The sequence below is a fragment of the Nonomuraea sp. NPDC000554 genome (genome assembly GCF_040300065.1).
In the GTDB taxonomy this organism is placed as follows: Bacteria; Actinomycetota; Actinomycetes; order Streptosporangiales; family Streptosporangiaceae; genus Nonomuraea.
Map to the genome: position 1 here is coordinate 145,855 of NZ_JBEPDC010000001.1, position 9,534 is coordinate 155,388.

Genomic DNA, 9,534 nt, shown 5'->3' on the forward strand with positions numbered 1-9,534 from the left:
GCAGGCGCGGAAGATCGGTGGGTCAGGGGATGTGCAGGTCTTCCGGGGAGCCGTGCTTGACGAGGTCGGCCCTCTGGGCGGCGATGCACGCCTCGCATGTGCCGCACGGCCACAGCCCGGTCTTGCGCAGGCAGGGCGTCGTGTCGGTGCAGCACTCGCTGTCCACGGGATGCGTCATCCGGCAGTAGGCGCAGCGCTCCACAGCCACCACGCCAGCCAGCGCGTCAGGCTCGACCTCGCGGACGCTGCCGCACGCCTGGCAGGTCGCCTCCGACCCCTCGATGGTGTGCAAGCCGGTCGTGTCGCAGTCAGGGCAGTAGAGGGGGTGCTGCATCACGCCACCTCCCACGAGTGCCGGAGGAAGCCCAGCTCGTACGCCCAGACGGGCTCAGTGCCGATCTCGTCGTGGTGCGGCCGGCAGACGGCCCGGATGTTGTCCGGGTCGGTGATCGACCCTCCGCGAGCCCTCGTGAGCACCTCGTGGGCGTCGTCGGCGAGGCTCGTACAGCCGGGCACCTCGCACCGGACCAGGCCGGTGCCGTACTTGGCGTCCACCACGCGGCGGCGTTCGCGGTTCTCCTGCTGCCGCTTCTTCGACTGCTTGCGCAACGGAGTGGCGCGCTCGAGGTTGCCGGCCGACCGGAGCGGCGTCTTACGCTCGAGCGGCTTGCCCGGCTTCAACTCCGTCCTGCGGCGGAGCGGGTTGCCTCGCTTCACAGCTGACCACCCGCCAACTGCATCTCCGCGCGGGCCGTCGACTGGATCGTCCGGCCGACGTCGATACGGGCGTGCAGCGCCTTCACGTGCTCCTTCTGAAGGCGCACGAGCGCGGCGGCCTTGCCCCACACCCGCCACAGCTCGACCGTCTCCTCGGTGGCGATCTGCTTACGGTCCTCCACCGAGCCGGGCGCGCTGCGGAACACCTTCGAGAAGGCGACCTTGAACTCGGCCTCGGCGTCCACGGCGACCTCTTCGACCCTGCCGAGTTCCTTGACCGCGTCGTCCAGGTCGCGGGAGAGCTGCCCGAGCTGCTTGACGATCGTGAGCATCTCCGTCACTTGGACTCACCGCCGTTCATCCACAACTCGTCGGTCGCGTCCACTCCGTTGGAGCGGTCGGCGGCCTTCGGGTTGGCGATGGTGTCCTTGACCATCTTGTTGTGCGCCTTCTTCTCCGGACCGGTCATGGTGCCCACGGCGGCGAGCTGCTCGTCCGTCACCTTCGACCTCGAGATGGTGCCGTCCTTGTTGCGGGGCAGGCCGTCCGCAGGGAGCTCGAGGACCTTGCGGCGCTGCCCCACGGCCTCGAGGAGCCTGTTCGCCGTCTCGGCGTTGATCCGGTCGGCCCGCTTGGCGTCGATGACGTCCTGCCGGAACCCGTTGACGTGATCCAGGTCGGTCTCAGCCAGGCGCTTCTCGAACACCTCGACCCAGTCGGCGTCCACGACCACCTGGGCGTCCGCAGCACGCTGCCGGGCAGGCACCGCCCGCTGGCCGGCGTCGGCCACCGCGTTCTCCGCAGCCGGGTTGGCGCGGTCGCCCTTCATCCACTGCTCGAGCGCAACCCCGAACCGCTGGGCCGCGTTACGCAGCGCGTCGCCGATCAGGACCTTGACCGCGTCCGACTGCTTCGACGGGCACGACCCGTAGCCGGGGCGGGTGACACCGCAGATCGTCAGCTTGATCCACAGGCCGACCGGGTTGCCGAAGTCGTCGACGTCCATCAGCGGCAGGCCGTTATCGTCCAGCGCGAACGGCTCCCACGTGTACTCCGGGTCCACCTGGAGAAGCCGCTCGGTGACATGGGCATGGCCGACGTAGTCGATGTGAATGTGCCTGGTCGACACATACGCCTGACACTCGGCGCAGCGCTCCTCCTTGTGCTGCTTGCAGTTGACCCGCCGGTCAGAGCAGTCCTTGCAGGTGACGCGGGGCAGCTTGCCGATCTGCGAGGGCTTGAACGGCGCCATCAGCTCGAGCAGCTTGCTCCGCTCCGCCTCCGTGATGCTCACGTGTCGCGCTCCCTGTCGTACTCGAGGTTGTCGGCGTCGGTCATCTCTGCCTCTGCCGGGTTGGCAGGGTCGCGAGGGATCAGCGGCCTGAAGGGCGTCGACAGGCACAGGACGATCCGGTCGCCCCGACACGGCTCGGCGTCCACCGCGTGGCCGTGGGCGTTCACGTCCTGCCAGCGGATGTGCCACATCGCGCCCACCAGTCGCGCCTCGACGATCCGAACCGGCTGGCCCCCGTTCCATGCCGGACAGCGGGCGACCATGCCTCTGCTGAGAAGGCGCACGTTGATCGCCTGACGGGCGAACGTCTCAGCGTCAGCGCGGGCGAACCGGGGACGGCCGGCGACTCGCTTGCAGGGAATCCACCCGTAGCCGACCCATCGGGAGATGGTGCGGTAGTCGACCTTCCACTTGCGGGACAGGTAGGCGACACCGCACACCTCAGGCGCATCCGCCGGGAGCGGAGGGAGCAGGCCCATCACCACGGCACCTCCTCATCCACGGAGGGCTGCCACACCCGGACGAGCGGTCCACGCTCGCGGTTCACGCGCTCAATGTCGTAAGAGGTTCCGTCACCTGCGATGAACCGCAGGCGGCCCACGCCCTCGTCCACAACGTGGAGGAGACGTCCGTTGCGGTCCTGCCAGACCTCGTTGACCTTGGGGCGCCCGTCAGCGGGCGTGATCCGCTCGATCTGCACGTCGCGCCAGCAGAGCGGGATGTGCAGGGTCACACCGCCGCAGTCGTCCTCGACGTCCACGTGGACCTCGGGCCAGGAATCCTGATCGTCGACGACCTTGGCGACCTTGCCCAGCAAGGTGACGCGGATGGTCTCTCCAGGCAGGTAGCTCATGCCGTCACCGCCGCTGCCTGCTCGGCGGGCTCCCACCGGTAGCCGTTCGCGGTCCAGCGCGGCTTCCCGTAGTAGTCGCGCTGCACGTACTGCACGTAGGCGACACCGCCCCGCTTGAGGGCGCTCGCCGCCGCGTGCCAGGCGTCCCGGTCCAGCCGGTGGTGACCGTTACGAACCCCCGTCAGGGAGCCGTACCAGCCCTCCGACCAGCCCCAGCCGATCACCTTCCGGTCGGCGGGGATGACGGCCACGTAAGCGCCGTCCACGGCAGGCCGGTACAGACGCTGCCCCTCCGGGCGGTACACCACGACCGCCTCGCCGGGCTGGATGGGGACGATGACGACCTCGTTGGGCTGCGGCCTCGCGTCGATCAGGGCGCTCACGCGGACACCTCCGCCGTTTTGCGCGGGGTGCCGTCCAGGTCCACGGCGAGCGCGTACTGGACGTCCTCGACCATGCCGACGACGACCTTGCTGCACACCCGGTCGGCTCCGGCGTACACGTTCACGTACAGCGGGCCGAAGTGGATCTTCACTCCGCCGTGCTTGCCGTCGGCCCACTCCTCGACCGGCGCACCGTGCTCACGCCCGCGCCGTGCCGCGTCCACGATGAACGCAACCGCGTCCCTGTCCGTGGGCACCGCCACGAGCGTGTACCGGGCGATGTGGACGTTGGCGTGCTTGGCGAGATCCGGGTTCGCCGCCAGAAACGCGGCCACCTGCTCGTAGGCGCGGGCGTACTCCAGCGCCTCCGTGACGGACTCGGGCTGCTCAACGTCCGGCGTCACGCCGGTCTCCAGGGCGCTCATCGGGCCTCACCCACCCGGTTCTCGATGTTGATGACGGCCTGCACGTACGCCTTGGGCGACAGCCTCTTCAGGTCCTCCCAGACCTGCGTCTGTCCGGCCACGTCGTGCGGCTCAGGGATTACGCTGTTCATGACTTGCCTGCTCTCTACTCGTGTTGCTCTCGTGAGCGGGTGGGTCTGGGCTCTGGCCGGTGGCTCGGTCAGGGCCCGCAGCAGTTCAGGGGGTGGCGACGCGCTGCCGAGGGACGAACGCGTTCCACTCGTCGTCGGCGCGGTCCAGCTCGGCCAGCAGCGAGACGCGCTGCGACAGGCCCACCGTCATGTAGGCGGCGCCGAGACGCTCAGCGGCGGTCATGCGATCTCTCCGATCGCGAACAGGCCGTCCTGCCTGTTGAACTGCTTGTTCAGCCGCTTTCGCAGCCAGTCCAGGCCCTCAGGTGTGACTCGGGTCGTCGGCCACGCCTTGCTGCCGCCCTTCACCGGGTTGACCTTGAAGAACCGCTCCATGCCCTTGAACTGGTAGGGCGTGTTGTTCGACTTCAGGATCTTCAGGTCGTCGCCGCGCAGCAGGTCGAGGAAGTTGTTACGGCCCAGCCCGCCCGTGATCCGGCTGAAGATCTGCGCCACGGCAGCCCAGTCGAAGGTGCCGTCCGCGTCCATCAGGTCGCGATACGCCTCCGCCAGTGGCTTCTCGTGGGCGAGTTCTTCCCTCGTCTCGTTGTGCGCCTCGACTTCTGTGGCGAGGGCTCGGAGAGCGGACGGGTAGTCCTGCGGGATCGCGACCTGCTGCCGTTCGGCGTTCAGGAGGTAGGTGCGGACGTTCCGCGCCACCTCCGAGTCGCGCAACAGCATGCCGACGTTGAGGACGGTGCGCCGCGTGAAGAGCGCCAGGTGGCGGGCGGGCGGGAGCGTAAGGTCCCCGAGGGACCTTACGAACTCGGCTCGCTCGCGACCGGTCAGGACGCGGTACTCGTTGCCTTCCAGCTCGGCTCGGTTGTCCTTCACCAGGCTCTTGATCGCCTCCACGCCGACCTCGAAGTAGCTCGCGACCAACTCGGTGGTCACGTGGAAGTCGTCGGGAAGCGTCCGGAGGGCCTTGACCTTGTCGAGAGCGTCGGTCTGGTTCACGTACTCCTGGCGGAGGACGCTCGACTCGGTGAGAGCGAGCTCGTTCACGCCGACCGCCTCACCGGAGCGGGCTTGCCGAGCAGGCCCTTCTCCTTGAAGTAGGGCAGGACCAGCGCTGCGATGGTGGCTAACGCGACGGGGTCCTCAACCACGGGAGGCAGGCCCTGCTCGGTACGGGTGCGAGCCACCCAGGCATCGATGCGGTCGCGGTCGACCTGGCAGGCGGCCATCAGAGCGTCCCTCCGGCGTCGGACCGCGCTATTGCAGCGGTGTCCACGTGCAGGGCGCGGGCGATCAGGTTGAGCTTCAGGTGGGAGATGGGGCGCCGCTCCAGTTCGATGTTCCGCAGGGACTGCGGGTGCATGTCGATGCGGGCGGCGAGCTCCTCGATGCTGAGGCCGTCCTTCTCGCGGAGGGCTCGGATAGCCGGGCCGTGCTGCGGCGTGTTCTTGGTTGGTGGCACATGGACACACTATGACTCAGTTACGCACAGCGCAAGAGGCATCTATGACTCAGTCGGACTTCAACAGCCTCCGAATGTGACTCAGATGGACTCATGATGCTGGTGTTACATCCACGTGTTGACCTGCGGTAACCCTCGATTACATGAGAGGGTTGACTAGTCCTATTGAGTCGGCCACGCTCTACGTAGCGACAAATGACGAGAGGTGTCAGACGTGAGCACGCCTGAACCACAGAGGTGGAAGAGCCTCGGGAAGTCGCTTCTAGCGCGACGCGTCGAACTCGACCTCCGCTACCGCAACCGCCGAACCTTCGCATCCGCAGTAGGGCTGGACTACCGAGTCCTCTACGACATCGAAAGCGGCAGGCGAACCAACTACTCCAGTTCCACGCTTCGCGCTGTTGAACGCGCCTACAGGCTCCAGGCCGGCAGCATCGATGACCTGCTCAGTGGAGGCCACCTGCTCCCACTTGACGGGGAAACAGTCGAGCCCTCGACCCCTCCGCAGCCCGTCGAGCCCTCCAAGCACCAGTACGAAGACGCAGCCGAGCAGCACCTCTGGGAGACGCCTGACTTGAGCGAGGCTCAACGCCAACAGTTGATCTTTGTTGTGCAGGCGATGCGTCGGGCAGAGGAATCCCCCGGGCGCGAGCGCCCCCAGGCGGAGGTTCGAGAGTTCCGCCGGCGCGGCCAGTAGTCCATCCCCCTGCACGACGCAGGCCCACAGCGCCAGAGCATGCCCCGGTGGCGTCACTGGATGTGCCCTGGTGACGTCACGTCACGATCAGGTTACGACACCTTGCGCCCTGTGGACTTATTTGCGCTCTTAAGCGTCGAATGTCGAATGAAACATTCGGGGCGAGGGGGATCTCCGGCGCCTATTGGGGACGCCGCGCACCAAGAGGAACGAACGTGACATCACCGATGAACAATGGGGCATCAGAACAGAAACTCATTCAACACGTCCTCGCCGTGATCGAGGAGCGGCTAGCCGCCGCGAAAATTCTCAGCGAAGCCTCGTTCCATGACCCCACCTTCATGCAGCTGCGCTTCAACGAAGTGATAGGTGATCTCGAACTGGCCCACGACACCATCGCAGAGCTGACCGACCTGCTCTACGGCAGCGAGGAAAACCCTGTCCCCACCGAGCTTCGGCACGCGATGAGGAGCCGCGGCGGCAAGGCGCAGCCGGTGTGCCTACAGCTCGGCGGAATCCAGCGGACGGTTCTCGTCCCCCCGCACGGTGAGGACGATCCCATCGCCGAAGCCCGCCTCTGGCGGCGACTCCAAGAGCGGTATGGGGAAGGTCGCCGATGAGATTCCCCAAAATCATCTCCGTGAAGGACGCGCTCCTTCCCGTCGTCGTCTACGAGGAGGACGGCGAGATAGTTGTCGAAGTAGACGAAAAACTCACAGGCAGGAAGCGGGCATCGGCGATTATGGACGCCATACGCGCCCACGAGCGTGGCCTGGGATCTGTCGTGGTCCTGCCCCTCATGGTGTACGCGTGGGAACCAGTCAAGGCCGCGGCCCGTAACCATCCGGCAGCTGCAACAGCAGCGACAGCTGCGGGAGTGGTCGTGATCGGTGCGGCGATCGCCTTGCCCACCCTTCACGATGACGGCAGCGCCGCACCCGTTGTCGCCGCCCCAACCCACACCGTGGTCGCCACCGTGACCGCGGTGCCCACCACTACCCCATCGGGCAGAAAGCCCACCCCCAAGGCGACGGTCACGAGCCCGCGCGTCAACACCACACCCGCCCCCGATGACGTCAAACCGGCATCCACGCCGCAGCCGACGCCGATGCCGACTCCGACCGGGAGCATTCCGCCAACGAACAGGCCCCCGATCAAGACCAGTCCTTCAACGGAGATCGTAGAGATCTTCGCGTCTGTTGCGCCTCTGAATCCCACCCAGGCGGCCACCGCCCTACCAACCGAGATCGTCTCTCCGCCGGCGATAACGCCGGCGCCCGAGTCGGTTTCGGTGGCAGCGCCCGATCGCGATTGTCTCCTGCGGCTCGATCTTGAACCGCTGCTCGACGCGTGCGTCGGCTAGAACCGCCACACCGGGTCGAGGCGGTCCGGATCGAACGTCTTCCTCCCGCGGACGGCCACAGGGCGTGCCCATACACGCTCCAACACCACCGCGATGACAGACCGCCGCCGGGACGCCTCGACCTCGCCGTCAAGGAGGAAGCGTTCAAGGCCGTCGCGATCAGCGGGCAGTCCGGCCAGCACCCGGTCCACGTCCGCTCGTCCCAGCGCTGACTTCGCCGCCTCCAGACGCGCCTGGAGCGGCTTGCGCGCCGCCATCCACTCGATTCTTGAGATCACGCCCGAACCGTGGTCGGCCGCCAGCTGCTCCAGCTCGTGCTCGCAGGCGGCGATCTCGGCCAACACGTCACCCTCGTCAGGCCCGCTCTCCGCATCCTTCAGGGCGGCAGCGAACCCTTCCGACGTGAGGATCTTCGCCGCGCCGGCCGCTATGACGTCGTCGGTGTAGTCGGTTCGGACGCTGATGCGCCCGCACCCTGGGCGGCCCGGCTGTCCGTCGCACACGTAGCTGCGGACGCCCTTCTGTCGCGTACGGCCGACCATGCGGTGTTTGCACACGTCGCAGTAGATGAGCCCGGTCAGCAAGTACCGGCCTGTCGCCCCAGGGGATACCCGCCTGGAGGGGTCCGTGAGCAGGGTGCGGAGTCTCGCAGAGTCGGCGGGCGAGATGATCGCGGGCCACTCCCCTTGCCCCATGATCTCGCCAGTTCGGACACGTCGCGTCTCATGCCTCGACCGCGGGATGTGCTCCCTCAAGCCCGCGATCCGGCCGGACACCAGAATGCGCGCAAGCGTCGGCGTCGACCACAGCCCTTGAGCTGGGCTGGGGACGCCTTGCTCCTGGAGAGACCGGGCGACGGCTGCCGGGGACTCGTCGGCTTCAAGCCGTGCCCGGACGGAGTCGGCGAAGTCCCCGATCTGGTTCTCGGCGATGGAGCGCACCTGCCGAGCCGTCCAGATGCCGGTGGACGTGGTCGGGATTCCGCGCTTGTTCAGGTCACGGCAGAGGCCGGCGAGCGCCTCCCCGGCGAGCACGCGACGGGCGCACTCGCGGATGACGTCGGCCTCTTCCGGCACGATCTCGATGCGGACGATCCGCCGCGGCGGGTCCGGCTGGTCGTATATACGGCGGTACCCGTACGGCCGGTATCCGCCGCCCGTGGGCTTGCCGCTCTTGGCCAGTTCCAGATGCTTGGCCTTGATGCGTTCGGCCTTGTGCTCCGACTCGTACACCGCGACGGCTCCGAGCTGGCGGGCCACCATCTTGCCGCTTGGCGTGGACAGATCCACGAGCCCGGCTTTCACCGTGTGCGTGACCACCTCGTGTGGGGCGCAGGCGGCGATGTACTCCTCCAGCTCGGTCATGCTGCGATGGAGGCGGTCAGTGTGCCAGGCGACGACGACGTCAGCGCGGCCCTGCTTGAGGTCGTCCAGCATGCGCAGGTAGTCGGGCCGGGGCTTGCCGGTGTAGGCGGAGATGTCGTTGTCGACGTACAGCTCCAGCACTTCCCAGCCCATGCGCTGGGCCAGATCCCTGCAGTCGGCTTCTTGGCGTTTGACGCCGAGGCCGGCGCCTTCTTTGTCTCGCGAGATACGGACGTAGATCACGCATCGGGATCGAGGGGTGGGGGTCATGTATCAAATTGAAACACCACTAGACACGACCGTCCAGCCTGCTTCGCTGAGGCCCACACCGAACTCGGCCGCGATGTGCATGCCGTACGCCGTGGCGGCTCGAGCGCCGACTACGGCGACGGAGCGCAGGCAGGAGAAGCGCAGGTCGGCGGTGCCGTGGAGCCACAGGCCGAGGGGTCGCCCTGCGCCCAGTTGGTCGAGCTGGGTGGGCCACTCCGAGGCGCCGGGGATGACGAGCCTGGCTCCGGCTTGCGCTCCTGCGGCAAGGTCGGCTGCGGGGTCTGCCGTTGCCAGGCGGGCCTGCCAGGTTCTAAGGCGTTTGTCTAGTTCTGACTCGCGTTGGTGCTGTGACTCCTGGCTGAGGAAGGAGGGTGGGAGCCTGTTCGCGAGGACTGCCTCGACTGCTCCAGCCGCGCCGCAGTGGGCCACGAGGCGGCCCATGGAGGTGTCGCCCACGTCGGCGGCACGCATGAGGGCGGCCCTTGCCTCGTGCTCCGGGGTGTTCATCTGACTCCTGAGATTTGGTGATGGCTGGATTGTTGGGACGTGCCCTCTTCAGGCAAGGCGGGGCGTCGCGA

Annotated in this window: 18 protein-coding genes; 3 read left to right on the forward strand and 15 right to left on the reverse strand. The window is 67.3% G+C overall.

Annotation, left to right across the window (positions count from 1 at the left end; translation table 11 throughout):
* Positions 1 to 22: 22 nt before the first annotated feature.
* From ABT294_RS00830 to ABT294_RS00890, 13 genes are all read right to left on the reverse strand, one after another.
* Positions 23 to 334, reverse strand: coding sequence for a hypothetical protein (locus ABT294_RS00830; RefSeq protein WP_350802578.1), 312 nt, complete (start codon positions 332 to 334; stop codon positions 23 to 25).
* Complete coding sequence (locus tag ABT294_RS00835) at positions 334 to 717, reverse strand: HNH endonuclease signature motif containing protein (RefSeq protein WP_350802579.1); 384 nt, start codon at positions 715 to 717, stop codon at positions 334 to 336. The genes ABT294_RS00830 and ABT294_RS00835 overlap by 1 nt, the downstream gene beginning before the upstream one ends.
* Positions 714 to 1,058 (reverse strand): hypothetical protein, encoded by a 345-nt coding sequence (locus ABT294_RS00840; RefSeq protein WP_350802580.1) that lies wholly within the window; start codon positions 1,056 to 1,058, stop codon positions 714 to 716. Before ABT294_RS00840 ends, ABT294_RS00835 begins: the two co-directional genes overlap by 4 nt.
* Positions 1,055 to 2,011: a hypothetical protein gene (locus ABT294_RS00845; protein WP_350802581.1), complete on the reverse strand. Its 957-nt coding sequence runs from the start codon at positions 2,009 to 2,011 to the stop codon at positions 1,055 to 1,057. The genes ABT294_RS00840 and ABT294_RS00845 overlap by 4 nt, the downstream gene beginning before the upstream one ends.
* Positions 2,008 to 2,496 carry a MerR family transcriptional regulator gene (locus ABT294_RS00850; RefSeq protein ID WP_350802582.1) on the reverse strand — a complete coding sequence of 163 codons (489 nt, stop codon included), beginning with the start codon at positions 2,494 to 2,496 and terminating at the stop codon, positions 2,008 to 2,010. The genes ABT294_RS00845 and ABT294_RS00850 overlap by 4 nt, the downstream gene beginning before the upstream one ends.
* Positions 2,490 to 2,864 carry a hypothetical protein gene (locus tag ABT294_RS00855; protein ID WP_350802583.1) on the reverse strand — a complete coding sequence of 125 codons (375 nt, stop codon included), beginning with the start codon at positions 2,862 to 2,864 and terminating at the stop codon, positions 2,490 to 2,492. The genes ABT294_RS00850 and ABT294_RS00855 overlap by 7 nt, the downstream gene beginning before the upstream one ends.
* The gene (locus tag ABT294_RS00860; RefSeq protein ID WP_350802584.1) at positions 2,861 to 3,247 is read right to left on the reverse strand and encodes a hypothetical protein; all 387 of its coding nucleotides are present in this window, start codon (positions 3,245 to 3,247) and stop codon (positions 2,861 to 2,863) included. The genes ABT294_RS00855 and ABT294_RS00860 overlap by 4 nt, the downstream gene beginning before the upstream one ends.
* Positions 3,244 to 3,672 carry a hypothetical protein gene (locus ABT294_RS00865; RefSeq protein ID WP_350802585.1) on the reverse strand — a complete coding sequence of 143 codons (429 nt, stop codon included), beginning with the start codon at positions 3,670 to 3,672 and terminating at the stop codon, positions 3,244 to 3,246. Before ABT294_RS00865 ends, ABT294_RS00860 begins: the two co-directional genes overlap by 4 nt.
* On the reverse strand, positions 3,669 to 3,803 hold the full coding sequence (locus tag ABT294_RS00870; RefSeq protein WP_350802588.1) for a hypothetical protein: 135 nt from the start codon (positions 3,801 to 3,803) through the stop codon (positions 3,669 to 3,671). Before ABT294_RS00870 ends, ABT294_RS00865 begins: the two co-directional genes overlap by 4 nt.
* Positions 3,804 to 3,888: 85 nt before the next feature.
* Positions 3,889 to 4,026, reverse strand: coding sequence for a hypothetical protein (locus tag ABT294_RS00875; protein ID WP_350802589.1), 138 nt, complete (start codon positions 4,024 to 4,026; stop codon positions 3,889 to 3,891).
* Positions 4,023 to 4,847: a phage antirepressor KilAC domain-containing protein gene (locus ABT294_RS00880; protein WP_350802590.1), complete on the reverse strand. Its 825-nt coding sequence runs from the start codon at positions 4,845 to 4,847 to the stop codon at positions 4,023 to 4,025. Before ABT294_RS00880 ends, ABT294_RS00875 begins: the two co-directional genes overlap by 4 nt.
* Entirely contained in the window at positions 4,844 to 5,029 is a 186-nt protein-coding gene (locus ABT294_RS00885) for a hypothetical protein (RefSeq protein WP_350802591.1), read from the reverse strand. The genes ABT294_RS00880 and ABT294_RS00885 overlap by 4 nt, the downstream gene beginning before the upstream one ends.
* On the reverse strand, positions 5,029 to 5,262 hold the full coding sequence (locus tag ABT294_RS00890; protein ID WP_350802592.1) for a helix-turn-helix domain-containing protein: 234 nt from the start codon (positions 5,260 to 5,262) through the stop codon (positions 5,029 to 5,031). Before ABT294_RS00890 ends, ABT294_RS00885 begins: the two co-directional genes overlap by 1 nt.
* A 214-nt stretch (positions 5,263 to 5,476) precedes the next feature.
* Here ABT294_RS00890 and ABT294_RS00895 point away from each other — a divergent pair, with 214 nt between their 5' ends.
* From ABT294_RS00895 to ABT294_RS00905, 3 genes are all read left to right on the forward strand, one after another.
* Positions 5,477 to 5,959, forward strand: coding sequence for a hypothetical protein (locus tag ABT294_RS00895; protein ID WP_350802594.1), 483 nt, complete (start codon positions 5,477 to 5,479; stop codon positions 5,957 to 5,959).
* A gap of 215 nt (positions 5,960 to 6,174) precedes the next feature.
* Positions 6,175 to 6,579, forward strand: a complete 405-nt coding sequence (locus ABT294_RS00900; protein WP_350802595.1) for a hypothetical protein — start codon at positions 6,175 to 6,177, stop codon at positions 6,577 to 6,579.
* A 20-nt stretch (positions 6,580 to 6,599) separates the two neighbouring features.
* Positions 6,600 to 7,322 carry a hypothetical protein gene (locus ABT294_RS00905; protein WP_350802596.1) on the forward strand — a complete coding sequence of 241 codons (723 nt, stop codon included), beginning with the start codon at positions 6,600 to 6,602 and terminating at the stop codon, positions 7,320 to 7,322.
* Here ABT294_RS00905 and ABT294_RS00910 read toward each other — a convergent pair.
* Positions 7,319 to 8,956: a recombinase family protein gene (locus ABT294_RS00910; RefSeq protein ID WP_350802597.1), complete on the reverse strand. Its 1,638-nt coding sequence runs from the start codon at positions 8,954 to 8,956 to the stop codon at positions 7,319 to 7,321. The genes ABT294_RS00905 and ABT294_RS00910 overlap by 4 nt on opposite strands.
* A 3-nt stretch (positions 8,957 to 8,959) precedes the next feature.
* Entirely contained in the window at positions 8,960 to 9,463 is a 504-nt protein-coding gene (locus tag ABT294_RS00915; protein WP_350802598.1) for a DNA-processing protein DprA, read from the reverse strand.
* Positions 9,464 to 9,534 lie beyond the last annotated feature (71 nt).

What these genes read in the sequence shown, in the direction of transcription:
- ABT294_RS00910 (WP_350802597.1), bottom strand. Translation starts at nt 8,956, where the DNA reads ATGACCCCCACCCCTCGATCCCGATGCGTGATCTACGTCCGTATCTCG.
- ABT294_RS00865 (WP_350802585.1), bottom strand. Translation starts at nt 3,672, where the DNA reads ATGAGCGCCCTGGAGACCGGCGTGACGCCGGACGTTGAGCAGCCCGAG.
- ABT294_RS00875 (WP_350802589.1), bottom strand. Translation starts at nt 4,026, where the DNA reads ATGACCGCCGCTGAGCGTCTCGGCGCCGCCTACATGACGGTGGGCCTG.
- ABT294_RS00830 (WP_350802578.1), bottom strand. Translation starts at nt 334, where the DNA reads ATGCAGCACCCCCTCTACTGCCCTGACTGCGACACGACCGGCTTGCAC.
- ABT294_RS00855 (WP_350802583.1), bottom strand. Translation starts at nt 2,864, where the DNA reads ATGAGCTACCTGCCTGGAGAGACCATCCGCGTCACCTTGCTGGGCAAG.
- ABT294_RS00915 (WP_350802598.1), bottom strand. Translation starts at nt 9,463, where the DNA reads ATGAACACCCCGGAGCACGAGGCAAGGGCCGCCCTCATGCGTGCCGCC.
- ABT294_RS00870 (WP_350802588.1), bottom strand. Translation starts at nt 3,803, where the DNA reads ATGAACAGCGTAATCCCTGAGCCGCACGACGTGGCCGGACAGACGCAG.
- ABT294_RS00885 (WP_350802591.1), bottom strand. Translation starts at nt 5,029, where the DNA reads ATGGCCGCCTGCCAGGTCGACCGCGACCGCATCGATGCCTGGGTGGCT.